This window comes from Paenibacillus sp. FSL R5-0473 (assembly GCF_038004565.1).
Lineage (GTDB): Bacteria > Bacillota > Bacilli > Paenibacillales > Paenibacillaceae > Paenibacillus > Paenibacillus amylolyticus.
In genome coordinates this window covers 341,952-362,251 of record NZ_JBBORL010000002.1, presented here as the reverse complement: position 1 = coordinate 362,251, position 20,300 = coordinate 341,952, and the positions used below count along the sequence as shown (strand labels likewise).

The window sequence follows — 20,300 nt, the reverse complement described above, 5'->3', positions numbered from 1 at the left end:
ACCTGAGGTAACAAGAACCAGAGCAAGTATCTGAACCTGAGGTGAGGTATCTGAACAAGAAGCAGAGCAGGTATCCGAAGGTGGAACAAGAAGCAGAGCAGCTATCCGAACCTGAGGTGGAACAAGAAGCAGAGCAGCTATCTGAACCTGAGGTCGAACAAGAAGCAGAGCAGCTATCTGAACCTGAGGTCGAACAAGAACCAGAGCAAGTATCTGAACCTGAAGTTGAACAAGAAGCAGAGCAGCTATCTGAACCTGAGGTGGAACAAGAAGCAGAGCAGCTATCTGAACCTGAGGTGGAACAAGAAGCAGAGCAGCTATCTGAACTTGAGGTGGAACAAGAAGCAGAGCAGCTATCTGAACTTGAGGTGGAACAAGAACCGGAGCAGGTATCCGAACCTGAGGTCGAACAAGAAGCAGAGCAGGTATCTGAACCTGAGGTCGAACCAGAACCAGAGCAAGTATCTGAACCAGAGGTCGAACAAGAAGCAGAGCAAGTTTCTGCACCTGAGGTGGAACAAGAAGCAGAGCAGCTATCTGAACCTGAGGTTGAACCCGAACCAGAGCAGGTATCCGAACCTGAGTTGGAACAGGAACCGGAGCAGGTATCCGAACCTGAGGTCGAACAAGAACCAGAGCAGGTATCTGAACCTGAGGTCGAACCCGAACCAGAGCAGGTATCCGAACCTGAGGTCGAACAAGAACCAGAGCAGGTATCTGAACCTGAGGTTGAACCCGAACCGGAGCAGGTATCCGAACCTGAGGTGGAACCCGTTCAAGAACAGGACCCTGAATTTGAAATGGATGATGAGTCCATATAGTCATTAATCACAGAGAGAGCAGCATTTCCTCCTCGTGGCATACACACCCACCTTTTTTCATGTGTCACGAAGACATTTGTACAAATTTAGTCGCCATTATGGCGGCTTTTTTGTATTTTTGCTGTAAGTTCTGGAATGCGTCTAAAACAAGGTCGTTGTGTTTACAATCATGCACACTATCGAATTTGTCTGAATCGTGGGGCATTGTCACACACCGATAGCTATATTATTCATTTATTATCCTTCTAAAATTTTAGTGAGATTACTTGATTTTCATTTTAATATCTCTTCTTTTAAGTGCATAACATAGAACAGGGGATAGAAGGTTGTATATTCATGTTGAAATCGTACCAAGTGTTTATTCCAGGCGCATTCCCGACTTATACATATGTTACAAGGCAACCGAAAGAGGATTTTCTTATGAAACTAGGCTCGAACAATCCATTTTACTATTGGATATTTAACTTCTATTATTGACACATCTAAAACTGGAAAATCAGTTCTTTGTGAGACAGTAATCGGGCTCGATAATATCGTTAATTTAAGTGGAAATGATTTTAAGGAAAATGATAATTTTGGACTGTGATAGCTTCAAAAATAGGAATTCATTACAAAGTAGTCATTCTGAATATTCTAAATTCGAAGGTAAAGTTACCTATGGACTAAAGGATATGGATATATCGAGTTCACTAGTTTGTAGGGGTAATACAAACGATAATTGCACTTATTCCCGCCGTTAGAATGTGGCGTTCTTTTGCTTTTAGGGGAAAAGCTTCTTATCTCAGTTGATTAGGATAATTCATAAAGAAAGGTTTAATATGACTTCACTTTTTTCTTTAATAGTTGAAGAAGGGTGAAAAAGGTGGAGTATGGCGATATCACAAGTCGCAGCTTACTACCCAACTATATAATTAGATCCAAGAGTAGTGTTTGCTAAAAATAGTTTGAGTCTGAAGTAGGTATCATAGAGCCATTTACACGGAGAATATCATCATTTTGTAAAGTAGATTGGTATGAATGCAGTATTTTAGAAAAAAGATAACTAGGAGAAAAATGTACATTTATCATTTCATATCAATGTGATATATTTCCATTTAAGAAATACCAACTTGTTCCTTAAATTCGAATGCCCGGCGTGCATGTTGTCTTAAAATATAGGAGTTTTAAGATTTTAGAAGTTGTAAAGGAGGTGAAAAACATGAAGAAGCTTGTCTATACATCTCCGTCTATTATCAGTTTGGGATCAGCTGTTGATGTTACACGTGGTGGTAATACCAATGGTGGAGATTTAGCCGCTCAAAGACCTTGCTAGAAAATTAGCCTCTAATGCCGGGCAGATCTAGTTTCAATTATTAATAGAAAGATAAAAAAACCTAAATGGGTGAAGCTGAATGCTAAACAGTATCCGCAAAAAAATATTATTTATTGAATCACTTTTTACGCTCTGTCTGTCCTGGATATTACTACGACTTGTGGGAATCAAAATTGTAAAAATACCTGCTCGCCCCCCTTTACGGAAGAAGAGCAATATTGTGGGCGAAATATATGATTCGGTTTGGAATGCTGCACAGTATTTACCTTTTTCGTGTAAATGTATAGAGATTGCTTTTGCTGTGAAAATTATGTCTCTTCTTCGAAGGCTGGACATGAAAGTAGTAATTGGAGTTAGGATTTCTCCTTTCATGGCGCATTCATGGATCGAATCAGAAGATAAATATTTTGGTATCAGTGATCCTAACAGTTATAAAGCAATGGGGTGGTTTTAACGTGGGACGTATACAGGATTTTAAAGGAGAAGTAAATAATAATAATTCTGAACTCAATGTCTCAGACGATAAACTTCTGGAATTTAGTATTTGGAACAGTAACGGTTCAATAGCATCTAAAGAAGATTCATGTGTGGCTGAAAATGAAGAATACGTTGTTGTCGTAAAGGGGAAGGGGTTAATACCAACAGACCTTTTAGAGATGTTAAAAATTAGCGGTATTGCTTCATTGAGAAGGATAAAAGCAAATTGTTCTGTTGCAATCATTAATAAAATCACTCAACAACTCGTATTATACAGAGGGCCAATAGGAAGGTACCCTTTATTTTGGACTAAATCCCTCAATAAACTCCTTTGGAGTACTTACTTGGACGACTTAGTTACTGATCAGGCAAAGCTAAGTCTTGCTTACTTCAAAAGGTACTTTATAACCATGGGTTATGTAGATTCTTGGTCAGAAACTCCTTATGAAAATGTTTATCGTGTGCCAAGGGGTACTGCAATAATATTCTCTTCTTTTGACACTGATCCTACAATTCTATTCAATGATTCACTTCAAATAAGTACAGAGGTTTCTAATTTTAAAGAACATGATGTAGTAGATGGATATTTACATTATTTGAATCAATCACTTTCAAGACATAAAGATGGCGAAGATTCCGTCTTCCAATGCAGTGGGGGACTTGATTCATCTTCTCTTATAGTGGCTAATTCTCTAAATCCGACCAGTAAAGATGTTGCTCTAACTCTAACTTTTGAAAAGTATGACTATTGTGATGAACGGGAAAATGCGATGAAAGTAGCAGAAGCTTCCACCATTCCATGGTATCAAGTTCTTGGTGATAAATTGCCATTCTCACATCATATTTTGAAAGAACATGTTCCAATTGAACCTGGACCAGATGTTTCATTTTATCCATGGAGAACCCCATTTTTTGAATTTGCTAAACAACATGGATATAGCAATATTATAAGTGGTTATGGTGCAGATGATCTTCTACTTGGAAACTTTTGTTTTATTGCAGATCTAATCAAATCGGGTAAGATATTCTCTGCATTCAAACAGGCTTATGGTTCTGCTCAAAGATATAAAGAGCATGGTCTTACTGTTGCTTGGTTTTTTAAATCATATGGGTTGTTTCCTTTACTTAAAATTCCACAAAAGGCTCCTTACTTTGGCGCGTGGGATCCCACAATTCATCAGCGTTACTTCATTCCATCCTTTGTTGAAGATACAGAAGAAAATCAATATTTGCTTCAAGAGTCTCTTCGTACTATTGAATCTATCAGGCTACCATCTGAATATTCCACTCAACTAGCAAGAAACATGAGTCTAACGTTTCATACCTTTGCATCTGTCGATGGAATTGGAAGAACCTTAGATATAGAAGAGAATTATCCTTTTCTAGATAGAGAATTAGTTGAGTTTGTCATGAGCTTGCCAAATAAATACTTAATACAAGGTTCGAATCGAAAAATAATTACCACTTGGGCTTTGGGGCACAAGTTTCCGAAAGATTATTCTCCTGTTCAAGGGGACTTTTATAAATTAACTTTTGAATCACTCAGGACAAATTGGAATCAGATTGTTGAGATCGTTTCCAATAGTCCTTTATGTGATGTAGGATTAATCTCTAGAAAGAAAGCAATCGCCTTCTTAGAAAGCTGGAAATGTGGCAAAGAAGTAGATTCAACTCAAACTTTGAATGCTTTATTAGGAGCTTGTATTTGGGTCGAAAACAAGGGAGTAAGTTTCGGATGAGGAGACAAATATGCAATTAAAAATGTTGATAAAACCAATCGAAAAAGAAAAACTCCTTGTTTTCATCGCTGCTCTGTTAGGTATTTTAACGGCTGGTCTTAATCTTTCGAGGCCTGTTTTATTAGGTATGATCATTGGCGTGTTTTCTAACGGAGTTCACAAAGAAAAATTGGACGTATACATCTTACTTTACTTTATGTCCTATTTAGCTACTTGGACACTTTCGTTACTTGTTAGATATATGTCTACAAAATTAAGTCAAAAAATTCTCGTTCAACTACGACTTCGGTTATTTAGCCACTATCTTCATATTCCATTTATTAAAAGAGAAAAAATACCTTCTGGTCGGATTGAAGCAATGACTTCTTCAGATCTTCCGATGTGGTCAAACTTATACGGAATGACATTAATTGAAGCAGTCCATTCAGTCGCTCAGTTTCTTGGCGCTTTATTAACGATGCAGCATTTTAATCTTCAATTAATGTTGATGATTCTTCCATTTATAGTACTTAGCGCTTTTATCCCAATTCTATCGTCAAGACTATTAATCAAAATTAACCAAGATGCTCAAGAGAAAGTGGCTAGAATTATTGAAATCTTGACGGATTTCCTTCATGGATCTAAAGAGCTAGTCACTGACAAGTCGAAAACATGGGCAAGGGATAAGTATAGTAAGGGATGTAAGGATTCGTTGAATTCAGAAGTAAGAAAAAATGTAATTCAATCCGCACTTCAAAATATTAGCGCTGCAACAGAAATTTTAGCATATATAACTATTCTCATTTTTGGTGGGCGCCTAGTTTTAAATGGGACACTTAATATTAGTGAAATGGTTGCTTTCTTAGCAATCATAGAGTTGTTGTTCTTCCCCGCCCGGTATGCAAATGATTTATATGGATCAATGCAAGCTTCTGTAGCTTCAGCTAAACGAGTCAATGAAATTTTCAAGATCGAGAAAGAAAACTCTGATGTCATCACCTCTAACGTTCCGACTGGAGTTCATGCGGTAAGTTTCAAATATCGTGAAAGCGAAGAAAATATATTGGATCACGTTTCCTTCGATATAAAACCCGGAAGTTTAACTTTTATTATAGGTGAGAGTGGGTCAGGGAAATCTACATTGTTAAAACTTTTAGCAGGATACTACCAACCTAGAAGTGGTCATATAGAGCGATTAGTAACAAATAATCATTTCTCGTTTGTATGGCAAGAGCCGTATCTATTCAATGCAAGCTTATTAGAGAACGTGAAGTTGGGTGAAAATATAATCCCACAAGAAATCGAAAAAAATATTAAGCATGTAAACATAACAAATTTAGTTGGAAGAAGCTCTGAAGGATACAATTCAATGGTGAGCAATGGAGGAGGAAATTTGTCCGGAGGGGAAAAAAGGCGCCTTGCAATGGTTCGATCTCTAGTTAGAGACTCAGAGTTAGTTATCATGGACGAACCAACTTCAGGGCTAGACCATGAAAATGCTAGTATGGTCTGGGAGTTGATCACTAAAAATATGAACTCTATGACTAGAATAATTACCACACATGACTTAACAGAGGTAAGTAACGCAGATCAAATCGTTGTTCTTAGTAAAGGAAAAGCAGTGGAAATTGGGAGCCATCAGGAGCTCATTCTTAAAAAAGGCTTCTATTATAACATGTACACGCGTTCGTTAAACACTAGGTAATGATAATAAAAATACTATTAAGAGAATATAATGCATCTTTATTGTCTAATTCAAAAATAAAGGAGAATACATGAACTATACGATTGATTCAAATGTAATTTACGTTGAAATGGACGGTCAAAGCATACTTCTCAATATGGAAAGTAGCCAATATTATGCCCTTGATCAAGTGGGTACATTTATTTGGAATCTGATGAAGGATGGTAGAACACTGAACGAAATGGAACAAGAAATCCTATTGGCATACGATATTACGGAACAACAGGTCAAAAATGATTTGAAAATATATATAGATGAGCTAAGTCGAGTGGGGATCATTAAAGATCAAAATTAATACATTTTATTATGGAGGAATAACGATGGAAACAACACATATTGAAAGTATTATTAGGATTCTTACAGAGGTTATTGATACCACTAACAATCTAATCATCACTGAAGATACTCATCTTTTTAATGAATTATATCTCGATTCCATTAGTATAATTCAACTCATGGTTAGGTTGGAAAATGATTATAATATTACAATAAATTCTGAGCATTTAACAATGGAAAATTTGTCAACGCCACGATCAATCTTAAAGGTAATAATGAAAAGCCAAAAGGAGCTAGGGCTATGGACGTAACAGATACAGAAAAGTGGTTTGGGACAGTACTATCTTCAGCCTTAGAGTGTTCATATTATCAAGAAATACTGAAAGGATTGAATATAAGCAAGATAGATGATATTCCTTTATTGAATAAAGACGTACTGAGGAAATCTCCTGAGAAACTACTTAATCCACTATTTCAAAACAAAAAATTAGTACATGACTTTACTTCAGGATCTACAGGTATTCCAATAAAATGTTATAAAGATACGAGTGAGTATACACAGCTTGGCTTAATCCTCCATAGCGCTAGATTGAAACATTTCCCGAAAATTAGCTATTCTCGTATGATCGAGTTTACACCTATAGACATGCCCATTTGTTTTGAAGAAAAAAACGGAGTTCAAAGACTCATATTATCCACCTGTTTTCACAAACCTGAAGTGCTGACGTTCTATTTGAGGGAAATTGTGAAATTTAATCCGACATTCATACAAGGTTTTCCTTCCATTCTCACTTCGCTCGCAGAGCATGCTCAGAAAGTAAACTTCAGTGTGTATTTACCAGATCTAACTTGTTTAGAAACCAGAGCAGAACCTCTGAACAGTAGACAGAAACAGTTAATAGAAAAGGTATTTCAACATCCTGCTTCGAATCACTACGGAAGTAAAGAATTATACACTATGGCGTATATGTGTAAACAAGACCATTTGCACATTTTAGAAGATAGTACTTATGTTGAAGTTCTGAATAGCAACGGTGGTCCTTGTGTTCCAGGTGAATATGGTGAGATAGTTGTGACGAGTAAAATCATACACAGTATGCCACTTATCCGATATAGAATAGGTGATTATGGAACAATAAATAGGAATCCTTGCAATTGTGGCGATAAATCTAGAACAATTCTGTTAATTGGAAGAAGCAATGATTCTCTAAAAACAAAAAACGGCGAGATGAACAGATCCGTGCTCTCACTAATTTGGGAATTGATGTTGCCGGTTAAGCAGATCGTTCAGGCACAGCTTATACAAGTATCTCTTGAACATTTGCATATTAAGTATACCGGCGAATCCATTGGGAATCATGAGGTGTTCTCTAGTATAGGGAAATTACTAAGAAAATTTTTGCAGTATGATGTTGTTATAACTAATGAATATTGTGATTATATTTTCCCTGATGAGAAAACTGGGAAAATAAGAAACTTTGTACCCTTAACTTTAAATTAAGTCTAATTTTAAATATAAAGGTCAAGGAGATTATTATGGAACATATTTATGAAGTAATTAAATGTGCTGCTCTAAAAAATCCTGACAATACAGCACTCATCCATAAGGATGAAGATCTAACGTTCAGAGCCTTGCTAGATAATGCTCAACAGATCGCAGATTTTTTAGAGAATCAGCTACATGTCGGTCTATGTGTTGGAAATGCGAGAAATTATTATATTTCATATGTAGCAATTCTACAGAGTGGGGGTGCTGTAGTCCCGATTAGTCCGAATGAAAATCCAGAAACGATTGCAGAGATTTTAAATGTTACTGGAGCAAGCGTTTTGATAACCGATAGAGAGGACCTAATAAACAGCAACGGTTTAGATAATGTTTCTATTCTCGACCTCTTTACTATGAGAATAAAAAAAGGTTTTGGAGATCTAAGAAAGCAAGATCAAAACAATGTAGCGGTTCTTTTACGTACTTCTGGATCAACGGGGAATTCAAAAGTTGTTTATCATAAACATGCATCGTTACTATGGGTTGCAAGGGCCCACAATGAAAGAATTGGTGCAAAACCAGATCAACGCGCATTAATCATCCTCCCCCTGTGGACTAGTTTTGTTCATACTACACAGTTTTTAGCTCAGTTAATTATCGGAGCGACAACGATTGTTCTCGATACTCCATACCTACCACAGGATGTATACAATTATATTAGTAAGTATAATGTTGATACGATGGGATGTGTTCCAACAAACCTAAAATTATTTAATAACATTAAACCAAACCCTTCACAAGTTAAGCTATTGAAGTTAATGATAATTGCGGGCGCATCGATAAATTCTAGCGATCTTTTAGAGGCAAAACGGATTTTCACAGAGACTAAGCTACTAAAAGCTTACGGGTTAACTGAAGCGGGTCCAAGAGTAACTTGTCAAAGACCTTTTGAAGAATTAAATGATGGTGTAGGTACACCGTTAAGCGGAATTAGCATACAAATCATTGATGAAATTGGGAAAAGTCTCTTACCTAGTGAGGTAGGTGAAATCTGTGTGAAGGGTCCAGGTTTAATGGAGGGATATTTCAATAATCATCAAGCAACGAATGAAGTATTTCTTGAAGATGGTTGGCTAAAAACAGGCGATCTCGGAACCCTCGATGACCTTGGCCAGTTGTATATATTAGGGCGAAAGAAGAATGTAATCATTGTCGGCGGAAATACAGTTTATCCCGAAGAGCTTGAAGAATTCATTTTTTCATTTAACGACAACATTAAAGAAGTACTAATCACAGGTGAAATTGATTCATTATTGGGAGAGAGAATATCATTAAGTATTGTACTTATTAACCAAGATTTAGAGGAGGAAACTTTGAAATCATTGAGAACTTCTCTATATGAAAAATTACCCAATTATAAAAGACCAAAAAATATAGAAGTGCTTTCATGTCTTCCTAAAACAGAGAATGGCAAAATCGATAGAAAAATGAAGGTGAGATTGGAATAACTTTTGCCTTTCACATAAGAATGGAGGGGAACCTTTGTTAAAAATTAAACCGATTAGAGACCCACGTTTATGGGATTGTTTTGAAAGTTTGATTGTATCTATCTGTGTATGGAAAGAAAGAAATTTTCATTTAATGGATATAGGATCGTGGAGCTTTTCATTCCAACATCCTGATGTAAGAGGTATAGAGAATATTATTGACAGTAATGATGCTATTTTAAGCAATCTGTACAATTATCATGGAATCAAGTTATACTCTCCACCCAACTTAAAGGATCCTGAGATAGCATTGTTGATTATAAAAGAACAGTTATCAAGAGGTCTTCCTGTTATCCTCTACTTAAACACTTTTTGGTGCCCTTGGGATAGAAATTATCTTAAATCCAACTCTATTCATGCATGTCTAATTACTGGAATAAGTACGTCGGGAAACGAGATTGAGTGTATGGATGCGTGGTACGATTTACCGCAAACGACTCTCACTATTGAAGAGTATTTAAAAGCTTATTTTTCTATTGAGATTATACATTTTCAGGATGAGAAGAAATATCCACAAATTCATGACTTTTTGTATAGCACAGTGGAAAACGTTTTAAAAACTGGTGGAGTAATTGATAACATTAGAATGTTTGCAGATAGTTTAGGTGAGGTCAACTTGAAGGATTACTTAACAAGTTATCGTTCTAACCCGTGGGGATGTCACCTTATTAAAGAACTAAACAAAATTCAAAGATATAGGCTACGTTTTTCTAAATTATTATCTTTCTTATATGAAATAGATAACCAAACAATAGATAACGAAGTAATATGCAGTTTTAATACAATTTCATTTCAATGGGAAACCTTAAAAAATAGTCTTATTAAAAGTATCTTCGCTAGACAAGGAGACCAAATGCTTGATCAGGTTGCTTTACAAATTCACAGTATTGCTGACTCCGAATATACGCTGGCTGAAGCGCTGCTAGGTAAAAATTTTAATGACACAGCAGAAGAAATTTCAAATATAGACTTCACTAAAGAAACAGAACAAATAGATTTAACAAGTTATTTCAATAATATTGGATTTTATAATGAAAAATTCTCGGATTGCGATCTTACTGGAACAGGAAGCTGTTATATGGAATTAGAGCAGCTTAAAAATAAGTTCGAGACTGATTTGGAGCATACATATATACCAAATCATAAGTTCGATAATATCTCTTGTAGTGGACAAACCATCCATGTTACTAAACGTAGATATAGGAGTTTATCTATTATTGAGTGTTCTGAGTGGGGTAATTCTATTGATAAGATTGTAGTAAATCTTGAAGATGGTGACGAGGAAATTCTAAATATTATATGTAGCGATTGGGGGAATAAATACATTGGAAGTAAAGAATCAATTTACTGGTCGGGGAAGGGAATAGATAAAGAGTCATTAGAGACCAGTGACGTCTACATTTATGAACAAGAAATAATAATGCAATTAGAAAAGGAAATAGTATCAATCACACTTCCGAATAATCCGAGTATTCATATTTTTTCGATTTCGTTGAAATATTAATATTAGAAGCGATGCGCACGGATCGAAATAAGGTAACTCCGAAGATGTCCCGAAGGTCATCTCTGTCTTTTAAAGTTTTGCTAAAAAGAAGTTTAATGTACGTGATGCATTGCCAATTAAATAGAAAACTACTTTAAGTGAGTAGGAACAAGGGACGTCTATTTTTAAGCGTCCTTTGCTCTTGTATCGTAGTTAGCCTTGAACTTTTGAATGAATTGTCTAAACCTCCATACTAAACTACAGAGTAAAGGTTTGAGGCATGGAGGTAAAGCGCATATTTTAAAGGGGAGAGCACCTTTTCCTTTGAGGATCAGGTGCTACTGCTTACATATTCTCATCATCTTATGCTCTAGCCTTCTTTAACATATGACTAATAGCGATAATTGAAAGAACGATTATCAGCAAGACGAACCATGCAGGTGCTGAGAATGCTTTGCCGCCGCCGAGCGCGATTCCGACGTTACCCATTGAGATTCACCTCCTCTTTTGAATTGTCAGCAAGAAGAGTTGGAATTGAGGCTATAAAGTGTTTCCAATTATCCTTAGTTTCTTGATTGGTTAAGAATTTCATGAGATGCTGGCCAAAGCCACCACTAAGTAAGACCAAAATAACAAATCTATAAAACCATGGTCTATCGCTAAAGATCTTTATTTGAAAATCTTCTTCCAACTTTTTTATAAACTCACCTATGAGAGGTATGTTGTAGGTCCCCCCATAAATTTCTACCACATCTGACCAATACTCTTTTAGCAATGTAATAAGTTTATATGTTTCTTGGTAGTTCACTTCATCAGAGTGTTTCACTGCATCACGCCAAGTGTTCATCTTAAGCCAGCTATTAGTGTAAAACAGAATGGAATCATCCGCGAATGTGGACTCGATGGAAGTTTGCTGATTAAAGGTATGAAAGACATCCAAAGATATGGTTCCGTTAGCGGTAATATCAGAAATAAGCTTACTAATCAGTATATATCGTTTCGCCGATTCCTTAGCCTCGAGTTTTAGCTTCTCAATAGACTGCTTCGTAGGGCGCCCAATTGCTTTAGGTCTTTTGTCTGTTTCGTCAGCTACAATTACATCAATGAGTTCACTATAGTTGGTATTGTCCGTAAAACTGGCGATTACTTTGAAATTATTGATGATCTCCGTATGAAATTAAATAAGACGGGCTTTTAGCTTGTCCCATTGGACCGGGAATCCCTTCCAAAACAAAATGAATATGTAGTCTTTTTGATGTCTATACATTTTGTTGGATTTAAGTTTATTGATCAATTTTATTGCTTCAAGTGTCCTTGCATGATATTGAGTAGTCACACCACGAACATACCCTTGCCCAGTCTTATCACTAACGATTAAACCATATTCAAAGTATCGTTCGAACATATTCGCACTAAGAACTATTCCTGTGGCTTGAGCTTGTTTCAGTAGCTCTGCTTTAAGCATGGATATCACCTCTTGAAACCGATTGTAGCCTGAGTCCAAATTTAAAACAATGAAGGGTCAATGCGGAAATGAATTCCTATAGTTTTCGTAGTAGCTCAGGACCCCGGTGAAGCTGGGGTCTTTTATTTATTGCGCGGTTTGATTAGCTCGCCCGCCTTGCTTCCGTAAGACAATTGCAATTGATGGTTACCTGCGCGGACCTAAAGGAGTGTCTGATCAGATGAGAGTCGGTCGGAAGCAAGGAAAGCTTCTAATCCAATGCATCACCGAAAACCAGGAAAGGGCGTATCGAATGGCTTACAACTATGTCCGCAACAAAGAGGATGCCATCCACAAAGCGTTCATGTAAATTGAAAACTTAAAGAATATGGGTTCACTAAAAAGCTGGTTTTGGCGTTGGGGCGGAACGAAAAGTTTTTGAGCTTCTGGTTCTAGAAAGTATTGCCGACCACGCTACTTATGAACACGCTTCATTGTGCTCCATATAATTACTCCTGTTCGAATTCGGCGTGGAGGATCCCTGGTACAAAACATTGATTTTACCACCATGATTCGGAATACCACGAGAAAATAACAACGTTGACTGAACGTTCTAGTGGATATATCGATTCGGATTTGGCTACGAATGTTGTGGAACGTGCAGGTAACGTCCGCATCATCTCCTCAGCGTTGTATTTGAACCAGGTGCATCGATACTCCAATCAAAAAAAGAGTCCCTTCACTGGAGCGAATTGCTGGGCGCTTTGACGTGCAAAAGTGGATTATCGCCATTCATCCCTCGGCTAAACGCCGCACGGGTTTGACACATCGGAAGAAATTCGACTTTTGGCTACGGATAAATTGATGTAATATAAAGATAAGATTTTCTGGTGACGTTAGCTTATACGTGTGAGGTGCGAACCCCAAGCTCACATAATTTCCCTGGGGGATTCGCACCTCAGAATTTGTCGAAAACATATTTTTTGTGACCTTTTGGCAATGATCTTTCTTCATTATTAGATAAGTTCATATGAAAAGAATGGTTTTACGTAGTGGATTTTCTTGATCACATCGTTTTTGCGCTATTTTTCGCTGTCGCACTCTACATGAGTGCGTGGATTGAAATTTCCGGTGAACCCCTGTTCTGGGGTGTCATAGACCCGTCGCACTCTACATGAGTGCGTGGATTGAAATACTAAGGACAACGGGATCTGTCAATCAATTGTCGGTCGCACTCTACATGAGTGCGTGGATTGAAATTCTGTTACCACAGCAGACGGTCAAGAATTGCAGGAGGTCGCACTCTACATGAGTGCGTGGATTGAAATTTTCGTGGAATCGATGTCCTTCAGTCTGAAGATATGGTCGCACTCTACATGAGTGCGTGGATTGAAATCTCTTCTGTTTTTGGTTCAAATGCCATCCTCAAAGTCGCACTCTACATGAGTGCGTGGATTGAAATCGTTAGCAACGTAGAACTGGAACGCGAAGTGACAGTCGCACTCTACATGAGTGCGTGGATTGAAATTTAAAATCGATATTGCCGTTGTGATGTGATACGTCAAGTCGCACTCTAGACACTCCTGAACATGCAAGTGATCAAACGGGGAGTATAATGGTTTTAAGGAATTCGGGGTTGACCGCAGATGAAGAGAAAAAGTTTCTGGAGATATGCAGTGAGAACGCTCGAGTAAAAAAAGTATTATTTCATAAAAAATACGAGATAGCATCGGATAAGATTAAACTAGAACCCAAACATAATGACCACTTTCATATAGAAATAGGATAGTTTATTTGTGAAATGCAAATGAGGCTAGTATGAAATACCTCCATAACAAATTAATAGTTCACTCCTTTAGAAGGTTTAAGAACAATTTCTTTAAACAGCATTTTTACAATTTTCAATTCCTATGATTGAGCACGTATCATTTTATAAATTGGTATCTTTCTTCCATTGGTTGCTTCAACATTCCGCGTGAAGAAGGTAAGGGAAAGAGGTCGAGTCCATTTATAAAAAAGTAGGAATTGATATTGTTCCAAATTTACTTTGTAACAGATGAACATAATGGCTAAGGTTGTTATCCACAGGATATCGTAAAATGTCACGTGTCCGCAAAAGTCAGGTAAGAAGGATGGGAAAAATTAAAACGATTAAGGTATTTTCGGTACCTGATCGTTTTTTGCTATGACGGGTTGTCAAAACTAAGTGCGACAGTTCCTCTGAAAGATTCGTGATCTATCTTCCAACTCAAAGATTTCCGTGGTCTATGACTTTATGGCGAAAATCTCTCCGGTGAACATATTCGAATGGCCTCTAAAATAGGTGTTTCACCAAAGGGGTTCGTTCGTTTAGACTCGCCGGCCGAGGGTTCCTATATTAATTTCAATGATACAAAGGATGGAATGTCTAAAGATAAAGATTTTTTGCTGGATCATTCGTGGTTAACAAAAGAATCACTTAATACGCTCAGTCAGTTAGCTGATTCTTTCCGCACAGCAACTTCTTCATCCAAAATTCTTGAAATAAATGATTGTTCTTCGATAGACGGAGAAGACACTCCTGAACATGAAAGCCATCAAACGGGGACTATAATGGATATAAGGAATTCGGGGATGACGGCAGATGAAGAGAAAAAGTTTCTGGCGATATGCAGTGAGAACGCTCAAGTAAAAAAAGTATTATTTCATAAAAAATACGATATCGCATCGGATAAAATTAAACTGGAACCCAAACATCATGACCACTTTCATATAGAAATAGGATAGTTCAATTGTGAAATGCAAATGAGCCTAATATGAAATACATTTATAAGGAACAATTTTTTTATTACACCAGCATTTTTACAATATGCGCTTTCTACGATTGAGCATTAATCATTTTATGAATTGGTATATTTTCTTCCATCAGTAGTTGTAACTTTCCGCGTGAAAGAAGGAATGGGAGAGAAATCCAGTCCATTTTAAAAAGTTGGAAATGATATTCATGAGAGTGATTAGTGCGGAATCGTTGGTGGTATCCCAAATTTGCTCTTAAACTGATAAACACAGTGGCTAAGGCTGTTAATTCGCAGAATATCGTAAAACGTTACGTGGCAGCAACGTTAGGTTAGGATCACGGAAAAAATAAAACGATCAAGGTATTTTCGGTACCTGATCGTTTTTTTGCTATGACAGATTGAAAGACCAAGTGTGACAGTTCCTCTGTGAAAGATTCGTGAGTTATCTTCCAACTCAACATTCCGTGGCCTATAATCAATGAAATGGAGTGATGGGACTTAACCCATAAACGGATCAGATGTTTACCCAATAAGTATGTCAGAAAATTCTTAGAATTTTGGTGTTTTGGTGATATTTTTAAGTGAAACGGGAAACGATAGCTCAAAAATTCATCTGAAGTCAATCGTAATAATGTTTGGCTTCTTTGACTTTGATGGTTTCATTTAAACCATAGTTTAAACTTCCTAACTCAAATTGTACATTTTGAAGGTGTTACTTCCCACAACCGATATTTATAGTGATTTTTAATTCATAAAAGACCTGAAACGGGCAATTTCCACACTTTTGTAAGCGAAATAGTAAAGTTTGTTTGTAGGTGGGTGAATTGAAATCATAAGTTTCATTCTAACCTAAAAAATGTGGGAAGCTAAGATCCAATCGGATCTTAGCTTCCCACATAAAAACGTCAAATAGGACTTTGACCTCTAATTTTCAAATCCCACCCATAGTTGAAGATCTTATTGTTATTTGACTGATTTAGAAAACCGGCTTGAACTTTAATGCCAACATCAGTAGCCAATCCTCCATCTTGAACATCAATCCAACCTGAAGGAGCAGTTGCTAAGAAAGTTTTTCCAAAATCTATAGCACCACCATTTTGTGAACAATTAGAGATTTGTTTCTTTGCTTTTGTGTCGATTCCAGGACCAATTTGGGTTAACTGGCATGAATTTGTACCTGAGGGTATAGCATTATTTATGTTCCAATTGGTACCTTTATCATACCGATAGTATGCTTTATCCAAACCGTTGTATATGAAACGATTTTTAGTCTGTGAATGGTAGTACAATGTAATTGTTAATTTGACTGTATTGTCGCTATTTTTGTTCCCGCCTGTCCAATGAAAGGGGTCAGCTTCTACTACCATATCGGTCTTAAATTGAGTTAATACTTCGCCTGTTTCGATATTTTGTAAATCTCTGTAGATATATGTTTCGTTTGTTAGAATATCATAATCTACTTCTTCTGTAGAGTTGATAGATTGGGATGCACTAAAATTATTAGTATTAATTTCATTTTCAGGGTTGAAGCTACGTCCTTCTACTTGCATATCAACTTTATTACTTTCGTCTGTGGTATCATATTCCTTAATTACTTTGAAGCCTTCTGGGACGGTTGAATCATTTGGAAATACTTCTTCGTTTGGTGAAGCAGCTGCAGCAGAGACGGAGCCAAATAACATCATTGTTGCTAATAACGAACTAAATAACTTCTTTCTGTTTTTCATTTTGTTCCTCCTAAATTATGGATTTGTTGTTCCGGTTCTTAATTAACCGAGGTATCATATATTGAATCAAAATACACATTTTAGGTTATTATTAGATAGGAGGGATGTAATGTGAGAAGAAAATTATCATTAGTTATTTGTTTAACTTTTCTTTTGATTGCATTAGGAGCATGTGGAAATGGTGATATTAAGCATGTTAAAAGTGAGCATTGGGATGTCGCATTCCAGAGATCAACAGGATCATTTGGCATCACATATATTGGGGATGAGACGCAAATAGATGATCTGGTATATGGTGTAACTGGTACGAATATAGACCAAGAAGGTAAGGCTTATGCGACACAGGAAACACCATTTAAGATATCTGGATTGGTGACCGATTCTGAGAAAACCAAAGACCCAATCATATTTAAAATTGATTGGAATAATAAAAGTGAGAGTGTAACTTTCGAATAAACTGAAAAAGTAAAACGAGCCTAAGAATTTAGGGCTCGTTTTACTTTTAGTAAAATAGTATATTCGCTGTAAAATTACGAACCAAACTTTGACCTATCTTGAGACTATGTTGAACCCCACAAGACCATTTTTTCGGGATGCATTTGGAGCATAAAAGGCGTGAATGAAATACAAAGCTGTACATGCAGCTTACCAGGCGTTCCTTATCTTCTATTCATTGCAGGAAATTAGTCCCAAGTGTCGAAATATGTTTTAGTACAATTTACATGCTTGGGGGAGAAGTTATGGCAAGAAGGAAAAGCAAGGCGAAACAGGAAGAGAGTTTTTCCAAGGATTAGCCGGCATGGCAATGCTGGGAGGTATTGTAGGGACATATTCTTTAACAAAATCTTGGCAAGCATCACTTGTCGTTGGATTTCTTGGAGTTGTTGGGATTATTGTTTTAATGGTTATCATTCAACAAAAGCGTGCTGAACGACTGAAGAGGTCAGGGATTGCCGAGATTGATAAGATGGATGGGGTGCAGTTTGAACACTATCTTGGACATCTGTTTCGTTCACAAGGGTATAGGGCAGAAGTGACAAAAGCTGCAGGTGATTATGGCGCCGATCTGGTTATCTCCAAAGATGGAAAACGAATCGTTGTACAAGCTAAATCTTATAAAAAAAATGTTGGCTTAAAAGCTGTCCAAGAGGTTCAAGGAGCTAAGGCACACTACAGAGCAAATGGAGCATGGGTTGTTACAAATAGCAACTATACTGAACAGGCATATCAGCTTGCTAAATCAAACGGGGCTAGGCTGATTGCTAGGGATGAACTTATTGAGATGTTGCTCGCAATGAAAGAAAAGTTGTCGGCTTCAAAGAAAACGGGAAATGTAAAGACGAGTGCATAAGAGAATTAGCTAGGAATGAGAGCGAATTATTTTCGACTATGTTTTGAGGAATTATGCTAACAACGTACATATCACATTAAAGTCGTTCCCTCACTGGATCGGCTTTTTTATTGGAGGAATTGAATTGATCAGTAGAAGACGAAAGCAGACATACATTCTTACTACGAGCGAGATCTATTACGGCTGCCGATCAAGCGATTGATCGAGTATCTAAAATTGGAGGGTACCCAAAAGAAAATTGCTTTAGAGATGTACAGGTCGAAACAAAGTTTAAAGGAACATCAAATAAAAAGAAGTGTATTAGCACATCCAGGGTGGAACTGATGAAAATGGTGGTCATACATATTGGATCAATTGTGCCAAATTAGGACTAGTATACGGAGATTATCAATATGATGGCGGAAGTCCTTTTAAGCCTCAATACACACACGTCTATAAAGGTTTTTGTGAATGATAAGAAAGTGGAATTCACGAACAAACTTCTACGATATGAAGAAAGTAATTTGGTTTCATTGCTTGACATTTCAAAAGCTCTAGGTGCTCATTTACATATGATCTTGGGAGTGGAACAAAAAGAAAAGTACAAAGTAACAATACCGTATGACAGTAAAAATGGTATTCTAGAATAGCAAGTCTTCTACATTGAGTACTCCTCCAAAAGCCATTAACGGAATTACTTACATACCCGTATAGACTTTTGAAGGTTTGATTGTATCCACGAAATTCGCTTCAAGCAATAATACATTAAATATTTAAATCTATAACACTCCGTGGAGGGCGCGCTCTCTCCACGCTCTTTGAATCAAGTTAGAGAGCGTATACCATCTACTGTATTAATATCAATTGTTCAACTCAATAATACATACCTTGGAGTGCACAAATGTTAACTAAAAAGGATCTTCTAAAACAATGGCAATATTCATTTTCATTTCCTTTAGTAAACGTGAATCTAGAACAGACCGTTATTCTAAAACAAATAGAACAATTAATCGAAGGTAGCTTTCAAGATAACATTTATATCTTATATATTGTGTCTGAATTAGATATCGTACCAGTTTATGTTGGGCGAAGTAAAAACCCTCTCAATCGTTGGAAAGCTCATTTTAAAGGCCTAGTGAGGGGACAGGGCTTGTATGAAAAGTGGCGTTCGCTGCTACTAGATACTACTGGTAAATTCAAATATGAAGTTGGTTTATTTGTTGTTCCAGATTCCGTTTTGTCTCAACCACCAATCCCGGGATTTCCTTGCACCATTGGTTCAGTAGAATACCAGCTTGTGAGTTTGATATCCGACACTTATCCAAATACTCTTTTAAATCACGAAGGGAATAGACGATGATTTCATTTAATGAATGGCTTAAGTCGAACAGAGGATATTCGTTTGTTCCGTTATTTGAGACAGATGCTGGTTCTTTACTTGTAGAAACCAAATTGAAAATTGTAAACCAAACTGAAAGACGACTACTCAAACGGTCTACTCTCATGGAGGATGCTATCATTGATACGATTGAGTCAAATATCAATGATCCGAGATGGGAGGGAATCATTTACATTATGGGAACAGGGGATTTAGATAATTTTATTCCCTTATATATAGGTAAGGCAGATAAAAAAGGGGTAAAGAATGAACTCAGTGCAAACATAAAGAACATCCGTAAGAACTCTCATATGTTTGCAAGGTGGGGAGATGGACTTGCATATCATATCGGTGACTTGAGTCACTTTCTTTTTAAATTTGAAGGCTATAAGAAACCTTCGAAAAAATATGTGAGGTGGGCTGAGTCCTTATTTATCTCCTATGATCCTCCCATACTAAAGAAATCAGTAAATTTTTATATCTGTCCTTGGTTTGAAGGACAAGTTGGTTTGTCTGGGCTGTCGGGTTCATTACCAGCGATCGAAAAAGAAATGATTGCGATTGCGTCTTTTCAATATAGTGCTTCCCTTCTAAACAAGGATGGTGTGTAAAATTAGAAAAATTGCGCTAGTAATTTGTACAAAGATAAAACAGAATTTCCTTTGTGAAGCCCAGACTATGTACAATAAGACAGCTTTGTTTTTAAAATTTACTCATTTGATAAGATTAGGAAAATATATAGATTTATATCTTATCCGCTAAATACAGTCTTGTCGCAAA

20 protein-coding genes and 1 CRISPR repeat array are annotated in these 20,300 nt (G+C 36.8%); of the genes, 16 read left to right on the top strand and 4 right to left on the bottom strand.

The genetic code is table 11. The features are described from left to right. The first annotated feature begins 80 nt into the window (after positions 1-80). From MKY28_RS31395 to MKY28_RS31355, 9 genes are all read left to right on the top strand, one after another. Complete coding sequence (locus MKY28_RS31395) at positions 81-821, top strand: hypothetical protein (RefSeq protein ID WP_340938511.1); 741 nt, start codon at positions 81-83, stop codon at positions 819-821. Positions 822-2,212: 1,391 nt separating this feature from the next. After that, a complete protein-coding gene (locus tag MKY28_RS31390; protein ID WP_340938509.1) occupies positions 2,213-2,587 on the top strand; it encodes a lasso peptide biosynthesis B2 protein in 375 nt (124 codons plus the stop codon). 1 nt (position 2,588) lies between these two features. Next, on the top strand, positions 2,589-4,349 hold the full coding sequence (locus tag MKY28_RS31385; RefSeq protein WP_340938507.1) for an asparagine synthase-related protein: 1,761 nt from the start codon (positions 2,589-2,591) through the stop codon (positions 4,347-4,349). A gap of 10 nt (positions 4,350-4,359) precedes the next feature. Beyond that, positions 4,360-6,033: an ABC transporter ATP-binding protein gene (locus MKY28_RS31380; protein ID WP_340938503.1), complete on the top strand. Its 1,674-nt coding sequence runs from the start codon at positions 4,360-4,362 to the stop codon at positions 6,031-6,033. A gap of 70 nt (positions 6,034-6,103) precedes the next feature. Further along, positions 6,104-6,367 carry a PqqD family protein gene (locus MKY28_RS31375; protein ID WP_340938500.1) on the top strand — a complete coding sequence of 88 codons (264 nt, stop codon included), beginning with the start codon at positions 6,104-6,106 and terminating at the stop codon, positions 6,365-6,367. Between the two features lie 25 nt (positions 6,368-6,392). Further along, a complete protein-coding gene (locus MKY28_RS31370; RefSeq protein ID WP_176873004.1) occupies positions 6,393-6,659 on the top strand; it encodes an acyl carrier protein in 267 nt (88 codons plus the stop codon). After that, positions 6,650-7,849 (top strand): AMP-binding protein, encoded by a 1,200-nt coding sequence (locus MKY28_RS31365; protein WP_091037482.1) that lies wholly within the window; start codon positions 6,650-6,652, stop codon positions 7,847-7,849. The genes MKY28_RS31370 and MKY28_RS31365 overlap by 10 nt, the downstream gene beginning before the upstream one ends. A 35-nt stretch (positions 7,850-7,884) precedes the next feature. Further along, complete coding sequence (locus MKY28_RS31360; protein WP_340938496.1) at positions 7,885-9,342, top strand: class I adenylate-forming enzyme family protein; 1,458 nt, start codon at positions 7,885-7,887, stop codon at positions 9,340-9,342. Positions 9,343-9,376: 34 nt separating this feature from the next. After that, positions 9,377-10,885: a hypothetical protein gene (locus tag MKY28_RS31355; RefSeq protein WP_340938494.1), complete on the top strand. Its 1,509-nt coding sequence runs from the start codon at positions 9,377-9,379 to the stop codon at positions 10,883-10,885. A 342-nt stretch (positions 10,886-11,227) separates the two neighbouring features. Here the strand turns inward: MKY28_RS31355 and MKY28_RS31350 are convergent, their stop codons facing one another. From MKY28_RS31350 to MKY28_RS31340, 3 genes are all read right to left on the bottom strand, one after another. After that, positions 11,228-11,353, bottom strand: a complete 126-nt coding sequence (locus MKY28_RS31350; RefSeq protein ID WP_340938492.1) for a hypothetical protein — start codon at positions 11,351-11,353, stop codon at positions 11,228-11,230. Then, positions 11,346-11,711, bottom strand: a complete 366-nt coding sequence (locus MKY28_RS31345) for a hypothetical protein (protein ID WP_340938490.1) — start codon at positions 11,709-11,711, stop codon at positions 11,346-11,348. Before MKY28_RS31345 ends, MKY28_RS31350 begins: the two co-directional genes overlap by 8 nt. Positions 11,712-12,041: 330 nt before the next feature. Next, the gene (locus tag MKY28_RS31340; protein WP_340938488.1) at positions 12,042-12,329 is read right to left on the bottom strand and encodes a hypothetical protein; all 288 of its coding nucleotides are present in this window, start codon (positions 12,327-12,329) and stop codon (positions 12,042-12,044) included. A 579-nt stretch (positions 12,330-12,908) separates the two neighbouring features. Here MKY28_RS31340 and MKY28_RS31335 point away from each other — a divergent pair. Together MKY28_RS31335 and MKY28_RS31330 are read left to right on the top strand one after the other, a co-directional pair. After that, complete coding sequence (locus MKY28_RS31335) at positions 12,909-13,076, top strand: hypothetical protein (protein ID WP_340938485.1); 168 nt, start codon at positions 12,909-12,911, stop codon at positions 13,074-13,076. 326 nt (positions 13,077-13,402) lie between these two features. After that, a CRISPR array of direct repeats spans positions 13,403-13,836; the repeat unit is 32 nt; unit sequence GTCGCACTCTACATGAGTGCGTGGATTGAAAT. Positions 13,837-14,711: 875 nt separating this feature from the next. Further along, positions 14,712-15,074, top strand: coding sequence for a hypothetical protein (locus tag MKY28_RS31330; RefSeq protein WP_340938483.1), 363 nt, complete (start codon positions 14,712-14,714; stop codon positions 15,072-15,074). 916 nt (positions 15,075-15,990) lie between these two features. Here MKY28_RS31330 and MKY28_RS31325 read toward each other — a convergent pair. Then, entirely contained in the window at positions 15,991-16,812 is an 822-nt protein-coding gene (locus tag MKY28_RS31325) for a hypothetical protein (RefSeq protein ID WP_340938482.1), read from the bottom strand. A 111-nt stretch (positions 16,813-16,923) separates the two neighbouring features. Here MKY28_RS31325 and MKY28_RS31320 point away from each other — a divergent pair, with 111 nt between their 5' ends. From MKY28_RS31320 to MKY28_RS31300, 5 genes are all read left to right on the top strand, one after another. Beyond that, positions 16,924-17,268 carry a hypothetical protein gene (locus MKY28_RS31320; RefSeq protein ID WP_340938480.1) on the top strand — a complete coding sequence of 115 codons (345 nt, stop codon included), beginning with the start codon at positions 16,924-16,926 and terminating at the stop codon, positions 17,266-17,268. 343 nt (positions 17,269-17,611) lie between these two features. Further along, a complete protein-coding gene (locus MKY28_RS31315) occupies positions 17,612-18,163 on the top strand; it encodes a restriction endonuclease (protein ID WP_340938478.1) in 552 nt (183 codons plus the stop codon). 392 nt (positions 18,164-18,555) lie between these two features. Beyond that, positions 18,556-18,792 carry a hypothetical protein gene (locus MKY28_RS31310; RefSeq protein ID WP_340938475.1) on the top strand — a complete coding sequence of 79 codons (237 nt, stop codon included), beginning with the start codon at positions 18,556-18,558 and terminating at the stop codon, positions 18,790-18,792. Between the two features lie 251 nt (positions 18,793-19,043). Beyond that, the gene (locus tag MKY28_RS31305; protein WP_340938472.1) at positions 19,044-19,502 is read left to right on the top strand and encodes a GIY-YIG nuclease family protein; all 459 of its coding nucleotides are present in this window, start codon (positions 19,044-19,046) and stop codon (positions 19,500-19,502) included. Then, entirely contained in the window at positions 19,499-20,131 is a 633-nt protein-coding gene (locus MKY28_RS31300) for a hypothetical protein (RefSeq protein WP_340938469.1), read from the top strand. Before MKY28_RS31305 ends, MKY28_RS31300 begins: the two co-directional genes overlap by 4 nt. The last annotated feature ends 169 nt before the right edge of the window (positions 20,132-20,300 follow it).